General features: G+C 59.6%; 14 protein-coding genes. All 14 read right to left on the bottom strand.

From position 1 onward, the window contains the following. Positions 1-71 precede the first annotated feature (71 nt). The 14 genes from VGL38_02445 to VGL38_02510 are packed head-to-tail and all read right to left on the bottom strand — an operon-like array spanning position 72 to position 17,488. Complete coding sequence (locus VGL38_02445) at positions 72-1,466, bottom strand: Mur ligase family protein (GenBank protein HEY3294274.1); 1,395 nt, start codon at positions 1,464-1,466, stop codon at positions 72-74. Further along, positions 1,459-3,339: a DUF2723 domain-containing protein gene (locus VGL38_02450; protein HEY3294275.1), complete on the bottom strand. Its 1,881-nt coding sequence runs from the start codon at positions 3,337-3,339 to the stop codon at positions 1,459-1,461. The genes VGL38_02445 and VGL38_02450 overlap by 8 nt, the downstream gene beginning before the upstream one ends. After that, positions 3,326-5,593 (bottom strand): hypothetical protein, encoded by a 2,268-nt coding sequence (locus VGL38_02455; GenBank protein HEY3294276.1) that lies wholly within the window; start codon positions 5,591-5,593, stop codon positions 3,326-3,328. Before VGL38_02455 ends, VGL38_02450 begins: the two co-directional genes overlap by 14 nt. Continuing rightward, positions 5,568-6,437, bottom strand: a complete 870-nt coding sequence (locus tag VGL38_02460; GenBank protein HEY3294277.1) for a bifunctional 5,10-methylenetetrahydrofolate dehydrogenase/5,10-methenyltetrahydrofolate cyclohydrolase — start codon at positions 6,435-6,437, stop codon at positions 5,568-5,570. The genes VGL38_02455 and VGL38_02460 overlap by 26 nt, the downstream gene beginning before the upstream one ends. Before the next feature lies 1 nt (position 6,438). Then, a complete protein-coding gene (locus VGL38_02465) occupies positions 6,439-7,395 on the bottom strand; it encodes a glycosyltransferase (GenBank protein ID HEY3294278.1) in 957 nt (318 codons plus the stop codon). Beyond that, positions 7,377-8,462 carry a glycosyltransferase gene (locus VGL38_02470; protein HEY3294279.1) on the bottom strand — a complete coding sequence of 362 codons (1,086 nt, stop codon included), beginning with the start codon at positions 8,460-8,462 and terminating at the stop codon, positions 7,377-7,379. Before VGL38_02470 ends, VGL38_02465 begins: the two co-directional genes overlap by 19 nt. Beyond that, positions 8,459-9,925, bottom strand: a complete 1,467-nt coding sequence (locus VGL38_02475) for an oligosaccharide flippase family protein (protein ID HEY3294280.1) — start codon at positions 9,923-9,925, stop codon at positions 8,459-8,461. Before VGL38_02475 ends, VGL38_02470 begins: the two co-directional genes overlap by 4 nt. Beyond that, positions 9,926-11,119: a hypothetical protein gene (locus VGL38_02480; GenBank protein HEY3294281.1), complete on the bottom strand. Its 1,194-nt coding sequence runs from the start codon at positions 11,117-11,119 to the stop codon at positions 9,926-9,928. Continuing rightward, entirely contained in the window at positions 11,112-12,992 is a 1,881-nt protein-coding gene (gene selB, locus VGL38_02485; GenBank protein HEY3294282.1) for a selenocysteine-specific translation elongation factor, read from the bottom strand. The genes VGL38_02480 and selB overlap by 8 nt, the downstream gene beginning before the upstream one ends. Positions 12,993-12,997: 5 nt before the next feature. Then, positions 12,998-13,216, bottom strand: coding sequence for a hypothetical protein (locus VGL38_02490; protein ID HEY3294283.1), 219 nt, complete (start codon positions 13,214-13,216; stop codon positions 12,998-13,000). Between the two features lie 25 nt (positions 13,217-13,241). Continuing rightward, positions 13,242-13,964, bottom strand: a complete 723-nt coding sequence (locus tag VGL38_02495; GenBank protein HEY3294284.1) for a pseudouridine synthase — start codon at positions 13,962-13,964, stop codon at positions 13,242-13,244. A 15-nt stretch (positions 13,965-13,979) separates the two neighbouring features. After that, positions 13,980-15,371 (bottom strand): PEGA domain-containing protein, encoded by a 1,392-nt coding sequence (locus VGL38_02500; GenBank protein HEY3294285.1) that lies wholly within the window; start codon positions 15,369-15,371, stop codon positions 13,980-13,982. A 23-nt stretch (positions 15,372-15,394) separates the two neighbouring features. Next, positions 15,395-16,165 (bottom strand): slipin family protein, encoded by a 771-nt coding sequence (locus tag VGL38_02505; GenBank protein ID HEY3294286.1) that lies wholly within the window; start codon positions 16,163-16,165, stop codon positions 15,395-15,397. Positions 16,166-16,207: 42 nt separating this feature from the next. Next, on the bottom strand, positions 16,208-17,488 hold the full coding sequence (locus VGL38_02510) for a nodulation protein NfeD (GenBank protein ID HEY3294287.1): 1,281 nt from the start codon (positions 17,486-17,488) through the stop codon (positions 16,208-16,210). Positions 17,489-17,490 lie beyond the last annotated feature (2 nt).

The raw sequence follows: 17,490 nt of genomic DNA on the forward strand, positions 1-17,490 counted from the left end.
GTATGAAAGAAAACAACTTTCAGGCACGGCATGTCCGGCGAAGCCGAGATCTCGCTTCGCGGACCGTGCCCCTACGACCGATCCTTTCCGTCAAACATCTGTACCAGTGCCGCCGGGGCACCGTCGAAGCTGCCGTTGCTCATGAAGAGGATCACGGTGGGCGTGCCGTTCAGCAATGAGAAAATATACGAAGGAATATCCGAATTTGCCATCTGGGCCGAGGGGATACCGCGAGCGGTGAGATCACGGCGGACGGCGGCCAGATCGAGGCGCTGGTCGACAGGAATCCGCTCGATGCGGTGAATGGTGCCGAAGATCGCGTGATCGGCAGCGGCAAAGGCGGCGGGGATTTCGGCTTGGAAGATGTTCCGAACCATGGTGTTGGAACGCGGCTCAAAGACGGCAATCAGGCGATGGCCGGGGTGCTTCTCCCGGACAGCCTGAATCGAGGCAGCGATGGCTGTTGGATGGTGCGCAAAATCATCATAAATGGTCAGGTCGGCACGCTCGAAAAGCTTTTCGAAGCGGCGGCGAATTCCCCGGAAAGTCCCGAGGGCTGCTTCAATGTCCGGGAGACTGGGGTGAAGATTGCTCGCGGCGGCCAAGGACATGAGAGCATTCAGACGGTTGTGGCGGCCGGGAAGGTCGAAGGAGCAGGAACGAACCTCTCCCGAGGGCGTCGCATAGTGCAGGCCCGCGGCGTTTTCGAGGAGCCTCCACCCTGCTCCCTCGCCGACACCCACAGATACCGTTTCGCACGGAGCCTTGGCGACCAGTTCGCGTGTGGTCTCACAGTCATGATGGTAGATGAGGCGACCAGTGCGCGGCAGGAGATTGATGAGACGCCGGAAAGAAAGCAGCATCTCTTCCTGCGAGGCGAAGATATCCGCATGATCAAATTCCACCGTTCCTAAAAGCAAGGTGCGGGGGAAATAGTGGAGGAACTTGGAGCGCTTGTCGAAGAACGCGCTGTCATATTCATCGCCCTCCAGCACGAAGGGAGCGTTCTTTTTTCCGAGAGCCGCGCCGAGGGGGAAATTCAAGGGCAGGGCACCGATCAGAAAGCCGGGATCCACACCTACAGCATGCAGCACGTGCGACAGGCAGGCGGTGGTAGTGCTCTTGCCGTGGGTTCCGGCGACAACCACGGAATGGCGTCCGGCCAGCACAAAGCGGTTCAGAAAATCCGGAAAGGAATAGAGCAGCGCTCCGGCATCGAGCGCGGCTTCCACTTCAGCATGGCCGCGCGACTGGGCATTGCCGATGATGACCGGAGAGCCATCAAGGGGGATGTTGTCCGCACTGTAAGGCGTGCGCGGCGTGATGCCGGCGTTGCGCAGCACCGTGGCGGCGGGTTCGTAGATACTGCCATCGGACCCCGAAACTTCGAAGCCCGCCTGCTTGAGAAGCACGGCAACATTGGCCATGCCGATGCCGCCGATTCCCGACAAAAAGACCTTATTCATTCGCCCCTTGGCTACGCATGTTGGTAAGATAGGTGTCCGCCGCTTTGATGTAATCCTGTACCTGCGGGTAATCGCTTCCCAATTTACGGCAGATGTCGAGAGTTTTGCTCACGCGCGCAGTGTCGCCGATGCGCATGGAATAGTCGCCCTGATAGGAAGCGGACGCCGCGACGAGGTGCAGCAAATAGGCTACGCGTGTGTCACTGCGGTCGGGATTGCCGGCGATAATGTTATCGGCGTTGATCACCGGTTCAAGCAGCGGGACGTTGGTGATCCGCATGAAGTATCCGCCGGGAATCATCTTCAGTTTCTCGGCGACGCCGCCGTGGCCTGTCTGGTAGGTATCGAGAACGTAGACCGGGCGGTGATCGGTCTGCTTGCCGATGATGGCGTTGATCATGCCGACGTAGGCCGATTCGATCCGGGGGCCGTTGAAGGGCTTGCCGCTCTCGAAGGGCGCGACCTCGCGGCAGAACGCGTCGATCTCCCTTTGCACTCCTTCAAAGACATCGGGATGGGCGCGCTGTTCCTGACGGATGTACCACGGCCTCTGGAGCAGATTCAGATCGAGCATCACGACATCGGAGCGCCGGTGCTCGACATTATGCAGGTATATGTAGGGGCTTTGGATGTCCCAATTGCCCTGAAACACGAGCGCGTTGGGGGCGAGGGTGGCAAGGACTTCGGTGGCCAAGGTGACCGCGAAGCGATTGGAACTCTGAATGCCACTGTTGCCGGACGCGGCCAGACTGATAAGTGGGACAGACGCGGCGAGGGTGCCCGCTATCGCGATACGAGTGCGCGGACTCTCGAAGGCGCTCTTCAGCGCGTTTACGACGTCCACAAAGCCGGAAACGGCGATGATGAAAAGCGGCGCGTAGAAGGCAAGGAAATAGGTGGAGATGTCGGGGATGTCATAGTTGACATTGTACAGATTTCCCAGCAGCCATACACCGAACACCGAAAGCAGCCACCAGCGCTTCCGCAGCAGAATCATGACCAGGCCGATGAGCGCCAGCAAGGCGATTCCCCAGCCGATGTCACCGGGAACGGCGGCGAGGTAGCCGAAGAATTTGTGAAAGAAGACGGACCAATCTCCCTTGAACATCCAGACGCGGTATTGCCAGCCGGTCAGGTGTCGAACAAGACCCGGGATCGTGTGCGGCGCACTCCAGTCAAGGATCGGACCGCGGGCGCTGCGGATGGGCAGATAGAGATTAATGGACGTGCCGAGAAGGTAGTGCGCGGCGCACATGATCGCGGCACGGACGCGTTTGGCCGAAGCGAGGACGTAACGCAGCACCACAAAGGCGACCAGCGGAACGAACCAGAGAATGGTGAGATGGTTGCCGAAGCCAAGGCCCCAGAGGTAGCATATCAGAAGCGGCACGTGGAGCGCGCGGCGATCATCGGAGATCAGACTCACATAGGACAGATAGAGCAGCAACGCGCCGAGCAGCCACGTCAGAGGATAGACTTCGGCAAAGTCCACGGAGGTCCAGACGGTGGGAGACAGGGCAACTCCGAGCGTCAACAGTATGGCGAAGACGTGACGGAGCGTGTCTTTCAGACCGTCAACAGATTGCAGAAGGCGCGCACACAGTAATGATAGCACGCCGACGCCCAGCGCCGCCATCAGGACCGAAAAGACTACCATGCCGCGGGCGGGAGAGAACAGCCCCAACATCAACCATACGTGGCCGAGGAGGGTGTACAACGGATAGCCCGTGGGATGAGCGATGCTCAGGGTGTAGGCGGCCGTGGTGAGTTCTCCCGCATCCACCAGACCGATGGTGGGCGCGGTCGTGGAGAAGTACACCGCGAAGGAGATCAGAAATGTCGAAAGAAAGGTGAAGACGTCAGTTCGAGACATAGGCACCGCCATTCCACCTTTCGAAGGCCATTGACATGGATGAGCAGATCATCTCCTCCGGCGACCTGGCGTACCAACCGCGCGGCCATGCCCGCAAGAAGGCAGGATCCGCGAAGTCAGAGTTCAACAAGAAGACAGGTTTGCGCGAGGCCGGATCCCGCTGCACGCGGCCGGCGGCTTGAATGACGCGGGAGGCCGCTTCGGCGCGGCGCTCCGCGATGTCTACATCGACGTCATCATTCCAGCCATCGGAACCGCCACGCCGGGTCGCGGAGCGGAGCAGATCATATTCATCCGGCGCGCGGAAGGCCGGGGATAAGATGGCTGCGCTTGAGAAAAGCTCTGCCGGGGGATTGACGGCTTCGGAGAGGCTGCCACCCATTGCAATGAACAGGAAATCCGGGCGTGCCGCTGCGGCGGTGCTCCAATCGTCATGCAGATCCTCATCGAGCATGACAGTGAAGCCACGCACGCGCAGTCCCATCGAGAGCAGCTCATTGGATGCGCGGTTCTGCCCGAAGACGACGATGGTGGGCAACAAATGTTCGCGGAGTTGGCGAAGCATCTCGATGGTCGATTGGTGATCCGTCGATGTCAGCGGATATTTGAAGATCAGTTCCGGGATAATGAAAACCGGTGGCGTGGACTGCTGCTCTACCTCAATGGCACGAAAGGACTGCGCAGGCGGAAAGAGCGCGGCTCGCGAAGCGGAGTCAGCGGGCAGAGAACCACTGAGAGCGATAATGGACTGGTGCTCGCTGAGGGCTGCATCCACGGCTGTGCTTGCGTGATTGAGGGTACCGATCAGCGCGGAATCGGGTGAGCGGCGGTACCAGGCCAGACGGTAATCCTCGCCAAACGTCATCCGGAAGCGCGCGGCGCGGCGAATGGCGCGAACCGCGGGAAGATGGCTGGAGACACGGGTCAACTGCTCACGCAGGGCGATGAGGGACTCAGCGACCGCTGCATCCGTGTCCTCATTAGACTGGCGCTGGGATAACACGTCGCGCACGAGACGGCGGGCGGGCAGTGGAAGCGCCTCGAGAAGCGAATAGAGTTCATCGCGGCGAATGCGGACTTCGCTGTTCTCGTAGACGCGGCGCGCGATATTTTGCGCCTCATCCAGCACAAGGACAGACTCGCGGGCAAACAGCGGCGACGGATTGAGCAGATAGTTGATATCGGCGATTATCACATCCGCCATGCGTTCGAGCGCGGTGGACAATTCGAACAGGCACAGGGAGTGCTCGCGCGCGTATGCGGCAAGATCGTCGAAGGTCCAGGACGAACGCTCATGGAATTCGGGAAGCGGATCCACAAAAAGGGCGGCGCGTGTTTCCATGCGGCGGGGACAGGATGTTCCGGGAAGAGCACAATCGCACAGGCGCTCGCGGGTGGTTTTCCAAAGTACGCGCAGGGGAACACCGGCAGCGCGGTAGCGGTCGAGTTCGGCGAGGACTTCATCGCGCCCGCGTGCCTTGGTGGTGATCCAGTAGAGGCGGCGCTTGCGCGCAAAGGATTCGCGCAGAGCGTGGCGCAGGGCGACGCGCGTCTTTCCAGTGCCGGGCGGCATCGAGAGCAGTACTCTGTCCTCTGTGCTTTCTTCGGCGATTCGCTGCGAAGCTGCGCATTGCTCGGGCCGGTCGGTGAGCTGGTCTACAGCAAGGAAGGAGTCAAGCGCCTGCCGAGCGGCTTCGACATTTGCGCGCCACGGACGGGATGCGGCTAAGACAACTTTCAGGCGGTCCTGAAGAAGGCCGGCGGAACTGCGGATCTCCACAGATTCGAGAGCCTGGCGCTGGGTCTCACTGATGAGACAGAGCACGGCCTCACTCACCTCTCCCTTACCCCACGGCTTCTCGATGCAGGCGCGGGCGAGATCGGCATAAAGCTGAAGCTGCCAGCGCGCATTTTGCAGAAGCGGACTATCTACCCAGCGGCGCGGATCACCGGGAACGGACTTGATTTCGTAGAGGATGATGCCCTTGGGCGTACGCCGCCAGCCGTCGAGGCGGCCCTTGATCACTACATCCTGTCCGCCGGACTGGACAGTTGCGGACAGCGTGATCTCCGGATGGAACGTCTTGTACTTCCGGCGAAGCTGGGCCTCTGCGACATGGTGCAAACGCAACTCACGCTCGGCGGGCCGCTCGAAGAGATCGGGATGCGGCACAAGATCGCGAATAGCGAAGGAGAGCGGCTCGGACATGCTGCGCTTGTCGACCGTACTAAGCGGACAGCATGATCGCGGCATCGGCGGCATTGCGCATCAGCATGGCGATAGTCATCGGCCCCACGCCGCCGGGAACGGGCGTGATCATCGAGGCGATTTCGGAAACGCTCTCGAATTGCACGTCGCCGCGCAGCTTCTCATTTTCGTTGCGAGCCGGATGGGTGCCGACGTCAATCACCACCGCACCGGGTTTCACCATGTCTGCAGAGACGAATTCGCGCTGGCCGATGGCCACAACCAGAATGTCGGCGCGGCGGCAGATTTCCGGCAGGTTCTTGCTGCGAGAATGGCAGACGGTAACGGTGGCGTCGCCATAGCGGCCCTTGGAAGAAAGCAGGATGGAGATGGGCCGACCGACCAGATTGGAGCGGCCGAGGACAACCACTTCGCGTCCGGTGATCTGAACATTCGAGCGAACCAGCAACTGACAGATGCCGTAGGGTGTGCAGGGGATGAAGCGCGGCTCGCCCGCACTTAACAATCCGGCATTGACCGGATGCAGGCCGTCGACATCCTTGCGAGGATCGAGGCGGTTAAGCACGGTCTGCGCGTTGATGTGTGACGGCAGGGGAAGCTGCACGAGGATGCCGTGCACGGCGGGATCGTTATTGAGACGGTCAATCACGGCGAGAAGTCCGGCTTCGGAAATAGAAGCCGGAAGTTCCTCATGAATGGAATTCATGCCGAGCTTGATGCAGGTCTTGGCTTTCATGCCGACATAGAGTTTAGACGCAGGATTATCGCCGACGAGCACGACGGCGAGGCCGGCGGTGACGCCTTTCTCCGCCTTGAGCTTTTCGACATCACGCTGAACTTCGGACTGGATTTCTTTGGAGATAACGCGTCCATCAATCAGAATTGCCACGCTACATATTCCTTTCGTGCGATTTCAAGTAGTCCATATAGCCGCACACATATTGGCGAAAATGGAGATAGTCGAGAAGTGATCTTGGCAGTCGGCGCCGGCGCAAACGATTGGCGAGCCATCGCACCGTGACGTAAGGTACAGGCGTCAACAAGAGACGCATGCCCCAGCGACTCCCGACGGAACTTTGCGGGCCGTTTGGCGCAGGCAACACCCGGTGGAGATTCAGCTCGGTGAAAAGCTGCGGATGGCGGGCGAGCAGAATGGGAATCCCACCGCGGCCATAAACACGCATGTTGCGGAGCAGGTCATTCAGCGGGCGCAGGTGATGGTGAATCGCGAGCGCACGCGGTTCGCCGTAAATCGGAACGCCGCTCATTTCGAGGCGTACACCGAGGTCGAGGTCCTCCCCGCCCCACGCGGTGAAGGTCTCATCGAAGAGTCCGACCTCGATGAGGAGGTCGCGCGGCACAGAACAGTTGCGGGTAAGGAAATAGCGTCCGGGCAGACGAGCGTCCAGCGGGAGCTTCTTCGCACCGCTGCCGTTCAGATAGCTATTCAGCGCGCGGAAATCGGGATGCTCCACAAAATCCGACTTGCCGACAATCACACAGCGTTCGCGCCTGTGGCGCGCGGCGTGGATCGAAAGAAAATCGGGCTGAATGGTGTGATCGCCGTCGATCATGACGATGATACGGCCACCTGCGGCGCGGATTCCGGAATTGCGTGAGGCCGAGCGGCCGAGGTTCGTCTCGCCGAAGACAGGTTTCATTCGCGCATCGCCAACGGATTTCAGCCATTCCCGCGAACCGTCGGTTGAGCCGTCATCGACAACGATGATTTCATAACGCGCGGGATCATAATCCTGTTCCAGAAGCTGGCCGACCAGGCGCTGGAGGAAATCCTTCTGGTTGAAGGAAATGACGACGACGCTGAGGGTCAGCTCCGGTTCAGCCATCCGGCGGCCTCATAGTAGCGGTAAAGCTGATCACCGACGGAACGGACATCATGCATGCGCTGCACCCACTCGCGACCAGCGACGGCAAGCGCACGGCACTTGTCTTCGTGCGTGATCAGATCTTCGAGTGCGTCGCGGACGGTATCGGTGCCGGCGTGAACAAACGGATGCTCACCGAGATGCGCGGCCATCTTAGCGGGAATGTTAGTTATGACGGGCATACCCATGGAGAAGGCCTCGACGGAACTCATGCCATAGCCCCAACCGCCGGCATTGGTAAGCTGATCGACGAAGATGTCGCACTCCTGCTTGCGACGCAGCGCCTCGGCATGCGGCAGACCGCGAAGCAGGACCAGTTCCACAGGATACTTCTTCGACAATTCCTCCATTGCCCGCTCGACAAACTCGGTGCCCTTGTACGGATTGCGTGTGGCGTGGCAGACGCGGACAGGCGAGTGAAAATGATAGTCGCGGCGCGGATAGCGGTCTGTCTCGAACGGCAAGTAGAGATACTGCAGACGGGGATCGAGTTCGAGCAGATCCCATTCCGGAGTCAGGCGCAATTCGGCGAGCGTATCCACAGCGGGAACGATGCCGCGGTTGCGCAGATCGGAACCGTGATAGTAGCAGACGATGTGTTTGCCGCGCGACCGCATGCTTGAAGCGAAGCGGGCATCACGCGTAAAGTCCAAACCGCCATCGAGATGAACAATGTCGAATCGGTCAAGCCCATGTGCCTGAATCGCCGCTTCCATTTTGGGCCAGAGAAGACGATCACGCCACGCAAACAGTGCGCGCTCCGGCGGGCTAGGTGTCCAGTATGGGCAGGTGGCCGACGGTGAGGCGCTGTGGGCAGGACCGCGCAATAGGCGGGCAGCCTTGCGAGCGAGAAGCACCCAGGACTTGTCGGGCATCAGAGGCAAATCGAGGCAAATGTCATCCGGAAAATCCCAGCGGCTGTGCCAGAAGGTGACAAAGCGGCACTCATCGCCGCGCCACCGGTGTTCCGCCTGAAAGAGAGACAGGGTGCCTGAGACATGCTCAGCGGAAATGTAGAGGATCTTCATCCTGCCGGCAACAGTTTCCGTAGGTGAAAGCGCTCGCGCTCATCAAGGAAGCCAAGCACGTAGAGAATCACCGGGAAGAAAAGCAGAATCAGCGCGCGCTGCCAGGGCGCGTTCATTCCCGTAAAGAGCCCGGCGGCGAGAACGACCGTACAGGCGACGCCAAGTTTGGCGATGCGCGCCCATTCATAGGGGACCGGATAGGCTTTGCGAACCACGAGCCAGAGCATCACGGCTTCGAGGAAGAAGGCGGCCAGCGTGATCCACGCGGCAGCCATCATGCCGTACGGCGGGACGAGCAGAATGCAGAAGACTATAGTGAAAAGCGCGGCGACGCCGGTGACGGCGGGGAGCTTGGCTGTCAGCTTTTTGAGATAGATGCCGACCATCAGATTGGCGTACACGCCATCGAAGACATGCGCGAGCAGAATGATGGGAAAGACCGAGAGCCCCGCCCAGAATTGCGGCGCGATGATGTAACCGACACCGGGCCATTTCGTTTTGATGACGGCGTCGACAAAGAAGGTCATCACAAGGAAAAGCGACGTGGTCACCAGCAGATAGTAGGTCAGGACGCGAGCGAAGAGGCGAGGTGCGTCGGGGCGATCCGAATGAGAAAGGAAGAACGGCTGCCAGGCAAAGCGGAAGGCTCCGGTGACGACGGCCATGAACATGCCGAGTTTATAGCCCGCGCTGTAGAGTCCCGCTTCGGCAAGACCGCGGTAGAGTTCAATCACTTTTCTGTCGGCCAGCTCGATCACCATCACGAACAGATAGGTGGGCACGTTAGGAATGCCGAAGCGAACCATTTCCTTGACCAGCTCGCGGTCCACCTTGATGGTGATGTTGCGGAGCATGGAGGGCAGAAGAACGACGAGCGTGAGGGCACTGGCGATGAGATTAGCCCAGAGAATGCCGGCAATGGAGAGGTCCAGATGGCCGACAAACCAGATATTGAGACTGACGTTTACGCAAACATTGAAGATCTTCACCGCTGTAAAGCGCTTCGGACGGTGGCTTCCGCGCAAAAAGAGGAACGGGTAGGTGGACAGGGTATCAAAGAACAGAATGCCCGCACACAGGCGAACGAATCCGGGAACCAGCTCCGCATTCGCCGGTGAGTGCACGATCAGAGCGCCCAGCGGGCGGGCGGCGAGAAAAATCAGCAACGAAAGCACTGCGGTGCTGATGAAGGACGTGAGGAGCGTCGTACCGCTGACGATGCGCCGTTTCTCGGGCTCTTTGGCGAGCGTGAAGTAGCGCAAGTAGGCAATATCCAGACCGTACCAGAAGAAGGTCTGCACGAGCGCGGTGAACAGAAAGTAGAGCGTCATCTCGCCGTATTCGGCGGGAGACAGATGGAAGCTGTAATATGGCAGGAGCAGGAACGTGAGGAGCCGGGATGCGATATGCCCGACGCCATAGATTGCGGAATCCCGGGTAAGACTTTTCAGTTGAGCGAGCAATCAGGCACCTGCAGACGGAAGAATAAACAAGGAATAGGGTAAGAGCAGCACGGCGAGCAGCACCCACTGATCGGAGGTTGCGCGCGGACGGCCAAGAAGTAGAATGTGCAGCGCAGGCCACGCCGTGAAGAGATAGCGGCCTTCGGCCTGATCGTAGCGGGTATTCAGCCAAAGGAATGAACCGACGGCGATAACGAGCACCGCGAACAGCACGGGCTGCGAAACCAGCGTTCGCCATCCTTCACGATAGATAAGCGCGTGGATGGCGAAGATGCAGAACGGGAGCATAAACAGCAGCCCAAGCAAGCCGTGCCAGAATTCGCTCCACGGAAAGATGAAGGAACGGGCCGCATAGATGGCGGTCGACAGATTGGGCATACGCCACGACGGATCGCCGAAGCCGGCGTTCAGCGGCAGCAGAGAGCCGAAGCTGTAGAAATTGCGCAGCCACAGCGGAAATACGCAGACGAGAATGATGCAGTATAAGCCTGCCAAAGAAACGGTGAGACGCGGTTTCCAGTGATGTGCGAGGGCAAGCACCGGAAGCGGCAGCAGCAGCACCGCTGTCAGTTTGGTATAGATGGCGAGGCACGACAGGGCGGCGAAAGTCATCCAATGGGCAAGCCGGAAGCCGTCCTGCCACATACGGATGGTGATGAGAATCATGCCGCCGGCGAAGAGCCAGAAGAGCGGCTCATTCCCCAGCAGGGAGGTGTACCGCACAAAGACGCCGCTCAGTGCGACGAAGATGAGCGCGGCACCGGTAAAGCGATTGTCGAGCGATGCAGCGCGGCTGATAAGCACGGCAATCCACAACAGGCCGAGGAAAAGGAAAATGCCAAGGAAGCGGCCAACGAGAACGAGGTCTTCAAGCCGCGTGATAGAGAAGGCTTTGCCGAGACCGGCGACGAGCATGTAATAGAGCGGTGGCTGGTAGTTTTCGAACCGGCCGCGCTCGAGGGCGCCTGTGCCTTGGATGGATTCGACTTGCGGCGGCAATGATCCGCTTTGCAGAACGTGCAGCGCATAGTTGGCGTGCGCGAGTTCGTCATTGTATGCGGACAGCACTCCGGGGAGTGCCGCGCCGCTGACCGGCGTCAGCAGGGCAAGAACAATCCGCAACGTCAGACCGCAGAGGATGGCGATGAGAACGGGGGCGGTCCAGAGGGGAAGACGGTCATTCACGTCAGGCAAAGCTGCGGCCCCGGATGCGAACGTTGCCTTCGCGCTGAGTGATCCCTTTGTTGTCGAGATACTCGAGGAAGGGCACCACGTATTTGCGCGACGAGGTGAGCAGGCGCGAGGCTTCGGCGACCGTCAGTTCGGGAGATGACTGCAAGGCGGCGCGAACAATTTCTACGGCGTTGTCGAAGGACTGCGTTTCAAAGAACAGATCGAGACCGAGACGGCGGCAATGACCGAGGCGCTCGAGCAGGACCAGACTCTTCTCGACTTCGGGGCGGGTGCGACGCAACGTCTCGGCGATGACGGTGGACGACGGCGGAGCAAAGGCGGCTTTGCGCAGTTCGGATAACACCAGACTGTTGAGTTCCTGCTGAGCAGGAGTAAGCAGAATGCGGCGTTCGGGTTCACGCAGGAGCGGACCTTCCTGCACGACGCTTCCTTCGGCGATCATGGATTGCATGACATGATCAAGAATAGTGTCGGGCAGATCACCCAGATTGCCGCTCTTGACTTCGGCGCGGGAAAAGCCGCGACTCTCGGGCGATTTGCGGTGCAGGGCTGAAAGGCGCGCCTGAACTTCAGACTGCAATTCCTTCACGCGGCTGTCGAGAATCAGAAACTCGCCGATCTGAATCGCTTTGGCGTTGGGAATTTTTGCGCAGAGCCGGAGCACATCGGCGGCTGTTGTGCCGAAGGAGGCCGCCAGAGCCGACACAGGGATGCCTGCTCGCGCTCGATAGCGCAGGAAGGCGAACAGAGCATCATGAACGGACGGCGTGTTGAGGGCGCGGGCAAAGGCGATTTCATCGGCAAGATCGCGGGCACGGAGCCGGGCAGCGGCAGGTTCGAGCACGCGTCCGCCGCCAAGAGTCTCCAGCGGCGAATAGCGGCGCAGAACGAAATGGTCTCCCCACACGGCGACGGTCTCTTCCTCGAGCAACAGATTGGCGTACAGCAGCGCGGGATCCGGGCGCTCAAGAATTTGCACGCGGCCAATGACCTCCTGAGTGCCGACGAGAAAACGCACACGCTGCCGGTCTTTAAGGGGCTCGACGCTGGCGATGAGTTCAATGGCGACTTTGACGCGCGGCGATGACAGCAGAGCGCCGGGAATCGTGAGGGTGCGGCCACGCTCGAGGGAGTCGGTATCGCCCATGAGATTGAGCGCGGCGCGCTGGCCGGCATGAAGCTGCTCGGCCTCGGCGCCCTGAGTTTCGAGGCGCTTGACTCTCACATCAAACCCGCCGGGCAGAACTGCGAGGCGGGTGTCTTTTTGAATGGAGCCGGACAGAATGGTTCCGGTAACGACGGAACCGCGGCCCTTGATCACGAAAATGCGATCGATGGGAAGGCGGAACACGCCATGCGCCGAACGGGCAGGCAGCGCGACGAGCATCTGCGTCAGCCGCTCGCGCAAGTCGTCGATTCCGCGACCGGAGAGGGAATCGACCCGGAAGATGGGGCTGCTCTCGAGGAAGGTCGCTTGTACGGCGGTGCGCACCTGATCTTCGACGAGGTCGAGCCATTCGGCTTCCACGGCATCGCACTTGGTGAGGACAATGGCGCCGCGCTGCACACCAAGCAACCGCAGGATCTGCAGATGCTCCGTAGTCTGCGGCATGACGCCGTCATCGGCGGCGATAACGAGAAGCGCGAAATCGATGGTCGCGGCGCCGGCCACCATGTTACGGATGAGCTTCTCGTGGCCGGGAACGTCGATGATCGCGGCGACATCGCCGAAGAAGGCATAGCCGAGATCAATGGTGATCCCGCGTTTTTTTTCTTCGGGAAGGCGGTCGGGATCGGTGCCCGTCAGTGCGCGAACCAGCGTGGATTTTCCGTGGTCGATATGCCCGGCTGTACCAACAATGACTCGCGCCATGGGTCCTACTTAAAAATGCTTTGCATGTCGAACAGATGGTACTCGGCAAGGCAATACTTGCAGCCGTTGTACTGCGGGCGATGATTGGTGTCAATCATGCGCTTGACCTGTTCGAGCGTATGAATCTTGCGCTTCTTGTCTTCGGGAATGCTTTTCACCTGGCATTCGTACTTGACGAAGGACATATCGTGGATAATGTGGTGTTCTTCATCAACAAGGAACATGGCTCACCTCGTGCGAAACGGTTGTCTATCTCGGGTGGTTATCCGCGGCGGGTTGGAGAAGCCGCTCAATTTCATCAGGGTTCAATTCGCGCCATTGGCCGGGCCGGAGCGATCCAAGGGAGAGTCCGCCGATCTGTACGCGTTCGAGGCTGAAGACACGCAGACCCAGCGCGGCAATCATGCGGCGGACCTGCCGCTTGCGCCCCTCACCGAGGGTAATCTGAAGACAGCGACGGCCCAATTGCAAGGCATCGATGGCATAGGCCATACCGTCTTCGAGCATCACGCCTTCTTTCAGAAGGCGAACGGACTCGGGCGGCACGGTTGCGGTGGTTTCAACCACATACGTCTTATGCGCGCCGTAGCGGGGATGCGTAAGGCGCAGAGCCAGATCGCCGTCGTCGGTCATGAGGAGGAGACCGGAGCTGTCACGGTCGAGCCGTCCAACGGGAAAGTAGCGGCGGTCGGAAGGAACGAGGTCGAGGACGATCTCCCCCTCTTCCCTGCTCTTGCGGCTTGTGGACAGGTAGCCCACAGGTTTGTTCAACATCAGAACCTTCGGCGCAAGATGATTCGGAAGCGTCCGGCCATCGAAGAGGATGGTATCGGCATCCGGGTCCGCCTTCGCACCGAGTTCCGTAACCTTAACGCCGTTGACCGATACACGGCCTTTCAGGATCAACGTCTCAGCTTCACGGCGAGACGCAATGCCACGGGACGCGAGAATCTTCTGCAGGCGCTCCATCATACCGTGATGACCGGCTCAGGTGACGGAGAGAACATTCATCTTCTTGGAATTCTGCTGCCACTGCTCAATGGGCACGATGGGCTTATCACGCAGCCGCAACTTGCGTTTGCTGAAGAAGGTCTCGACGCGGAACGTAATCTCTATGACCTCATTGTCCGTGAGATTCAAAAAGGTATCGGTGCTCAGATCACCGTACTGAATGCGAATGAGACGCTTGCCGGAAAGCAGGTGGCCGAGAAGTGTGGCATCGAAACGCTGCTTGGGTCCATCGAGGATCAGTTCATTGTCCACATAAATGCGAAGCTGTTTGCCATCGAACTTCTCCAGATCTTCCGAAGGCAGCACCGCAATAAAAGCGTTGCCGGTGAGGCGCTCGTAGACTCCGGAGGCTTCGGCGTGCGGCTGCTCGGCGGTGAGACTGACGGTGACCGGCGCGGGAGTTTTGAATCCGGGTACTTCGGCGAATTCAATACGGTGCTGGCCGAAGCCGGGATTCAACGACGCCTTGCCGACACCACCCGGCTTGCCGTCCACGGTAAAGCCGGCAGCAAGGGGACCGGTGGAAATCGTCAGGGCAGGTTGAGGCAGCGTGGGATCCGGGGACAGTTCAAAAGCGGCAAGTTCACGCTGAAAATCCGTGGTCAGAGTAACGCTGATACTCTCGGGTCGCGCGACAAAGCCGTCCTGTTTGACACGGAACGAATAGACGCCGCGATCCAAACCACGGAACGTGTAAGGCGTCACGTGGGAGGAAGGCTGGCCGTTGACGAGAATCTGCGCGCCATCCGGATTGGACGAAACAGTAATTTGAGTGCTGGAAAGCGGCGCGGCGGGGAGATCCGAAGAGCTTGAGGTCAGCGGAGCAACTCCCGAACTCTCGGTGCGGAATGCGGCCGGATTCGGATCCGTACGATCATCGGGCTCCGAGTTGTGCTGCGTAACATCCAACACCCGGCGCTGGTGGTAGGAACCGGGAGACACGGAGCGGAACGGCACGCCGGTGCTGAAAATATCCTGACGAACAGGCCGCAGCGGAGCGACACTGTCCTGCGTGACGGCTTCCTGCGCAGGTTTGAGAGTGAACCTGACGCGGCTGGTCTCGTGGCGACTGACGTCGACCACGGCAAACTCAGGCTCGGAGACATAGCTGTCCTTGCGGACGGTAATGATCTGCTTACCGGCGGGGACTTCAATCGTTGTATCGCTGACGGTGCCTGTGAGAATTCCACCGACGAGAATCTCCGCGCCGGGAATGGACGTGCTGACACGCACCATCCCCTTCCCCACACCATAAAAATTGAGGAACCAATAGGCGGCAGCGGCAATGACGAGCAGAGGCAGGACGATACGCGCCAGGCCGAGGAGCAGAGTGACGGCGGATGCCGGGCCGCGGTGACTCGATCTCATACTGCGTCTATGTCGGCTCACGATCATCCATTCCCCGTGTTTGGTTCAGTATACTTCTTCAGCAGCGGCGTTATGAGGTCGATCGGAACCGGGAAGATCGTGGTGGAGTTGTTCTCCGACGCCACTTCTACGAGGGTCTGAAGGAAGCGCAACTGCAGCGCGGACGGGTGCTTTTCGATCACAGCGGCTGCCGCCGTCAACTGATCTGCGGCCTGACGTTCGCCTTCGGCGGCGATGATCTTGGCACGGCGTTCACGTTCCGCTTCAGCCTGACGAGCCATTGCACGCTTCATCTCCTGCGGAAGATCCACATGCTTGATTTCAACCAGTGACACCTTGACACCCCAAGGCTCGGTCTGCTGGTCAATGATCGTCTGAAGTTGATCGTTGATCTTATCGCGCTTGGCGAGAAGTTCATCCAACTCAACCTGGCCGAGCACGCTGCGGAGGGTGGTTTGCGAGAGCTGGCTGGTGGCAAAGAGGAAGTTTTCGACTTCGATAATGGCACGCTGGGGGTCGATAACGCGGAAGTAGACGACGGCATTCACCTGCATGGAGACGTTGTCATGGGTGATGATGTCCTGTGTGGGAACATCGAACACGACGGTACGCAGGCTTACCTTGACCATGCGGTCGACGATGGGGATCAGCAGAATGAGGCCGGGGCCCTTCACGCCAACGCTGCGGCCGAGGCGGAAGATCACACCCCGTTCATATTCGTTCAGAATACGGATGGCCGAAGCAAGAATGAAGATAGCGAAGACGAGAATAAACGCGTACAACGGTAAAAACATGATCGTTTCCCTCTCTGCGTTAATGGGCGTGATCGGGCCGGATCACTGAACCGGTTCGACCTTCAGAGTCATTCCGCTGACAGCCGTGACGCGCACATGTGCTCCGGCCTGCAGGTCGGAGTTGCTTTCGGCGTCCCACCACTCTCCGTGCACCTGAACCTTGCCGCGAGGAGTCAGAGCCACCGTAACGGTGCCCACCTCGCCAATCATTCCTTCTTTTCCGGTCTTCACGCGGCTCTTCTGCGCCTTCAGGCCCATGCCCACAACGAAAATGAAGAAGGCGGCAGTGATGAGCGACGCCGGAATAATCAAGCCGATATCCACACGAATTCCTGTCCGGGCTGGGTCGAACAACATGAGCGAACCCAGAATCAGGGAGACCACTCCTCCGACGCTGAGCAGGCCGTGACTGACAATCTTGATTTCGAGCAGGAAGAGCAGCACACCCAGGAAGATGAGCAAGAGTCCCGCCCAGTTCACCGGCAGAAGTTGCAGGCTATAGAACGCGATAATCAAGGATAGCGCTCCCACCACGCCGGGGAGAATGGCCCCGGGATTATACAACTCGAAGAACAGGCCGTAGATTCCCAGCAAGAGGAAAATGTAGACGATGTTCGGTTCGGAGAGCAGCGCGAGGATTTTCAAGCGCATGGTCAGCGGCGCTTCACGGACTTGCGCGCCTGCGGTGTGAAGCGTGACCGCGCCCGACTCGAGTTCCACGGTGCGTCCGTCCAACCGAAGCAGAAGGCTGTCGCGCGTGGTGACGAAATCGATCATGCCGAGTGCGAGAGCTTCCGAATCGGTAACGGAGACGCTCTGGCGCACAGCCTTCTCGGCCCATTCGGCATTGCGATGGCGCTGTGAGGCCAGCGAACGGGCGAACGCCGCGGCGTCGTTGACCACTTTTTCGGTCATGGTGCTGGACGTATCCGAACCGCCCATGCCGCCGATGCCGACGGGATGCGCCGCGCCGATGTTGGTGCCGGGAGCCATAGCCGCGATGTTTGCCGCAAGGGTAACGAAGACGCCGGCGGAACCCGCGCGGGCTCCGGGAGGCGCAACGAAGACGACGATGGGCACCTTGGACGCGAGCATATCCTTGGCAATCAGGCGAGTCGTGGAGAGCAGACCGCCGGGAGTATCCAACTGAATGATCAGCGCCTGTGCGTGATCCTTCTCCGCATCAGCGATGCCTTGATGGATCATTTGATAGGACACGGGACCGATGGCGCCGTCAATGGTTACCCAGTCCACCTGCGTTGCAACGGCAGCGCCGGCGGAGAGCAGCAACAGGAAAAAGCACGTCCGCAATGTGTTGAACATCT

This window comes from bacterium (assembly GCA_036504735.1).
Taxonomy (GTDB): Bacteria; Electryoneota; RPQS01; order RPQS01; family RPQS01; genus DASXUQ01.

Bases quoted from the DNA above. Each gene is read 5' to 3' on its own strand.
- VGL38_02445 (HEY3294274.1), bottom strand. From the start codon at position 1,466: ATGAATAAGGTCTTTTTGTCGGGAATCGGCGGCATCGGCATGGCCAAT.
- VGL38_02450 (HEY3294275.1), bottom strand. From the start codon at position 3,339: ATGTCTCGAACTGACGTCTTCACCTTTCTTTCGACATTTCTGATCTCC.
- VGL38_02455 (HEY3294276.1), bottom strand. From the start codon at position 5,593: ATGCCGCGATCATGCTGTCCGCTTAGTACGGTCGACAAGCGCAGCATG.
- VGL38_02465 (HEY3294278.1), bottom strand. From the start codon at position 7,395: ATGGCTGAACCGGAGCTGACCCTCAGCGTCGTCGTCATTTCCTTCAAC.
- VGL38_02470 (HEY3294279.1), bottom strand. From the start codon at position 8,462: ATGAAGATCCTCTACATTTCCGCTGAGCATGTCTCAGGCACCCTGTCT.
- selB (HEY3294282.1), bottom strand. From the start codon at position 12,992: ATGGCGCGAGTCATTGTTGGTACAGCCGGGCATATCGACCACGGAAAA.
- VGL38_02490 (HEY3294283.1), bottom strand. From the start codon at position 13,216: ATGTTCCTTGTTGATGAAGAACACCACATTATCCACGATATGTCCTTC.
- VGL38_02495 (HEY3294284.1), bottom strand. From the start codon at position 13,964: ATGATGGAGCGCCTGCAGAAGATTCTCGCGTCCCGTGGCATTGCGTCT.
- VGL38_02500 (HEY3294285.1), bottom strand. From the start codon at position 15,371: ATGAGATCGAGTCACCGCGGCCCGGCATCCGCCGTCACTCTGCTCCTC.
- VGL38_02505 (HEY3294286.1), bottom strand. From the start codon at position 16,165: ATGTTTTTACCGTTGTACGCGTTTATTCTCGTCTTCGCTATCTTCATT.
- VGL38_02510 (HEY3294287.1), bottom strand. From the start codon at position 17,488: ATGTTCAACACATTGCGGACGTGCTTTTTCCTGTTGCTGCTCTCCGCC.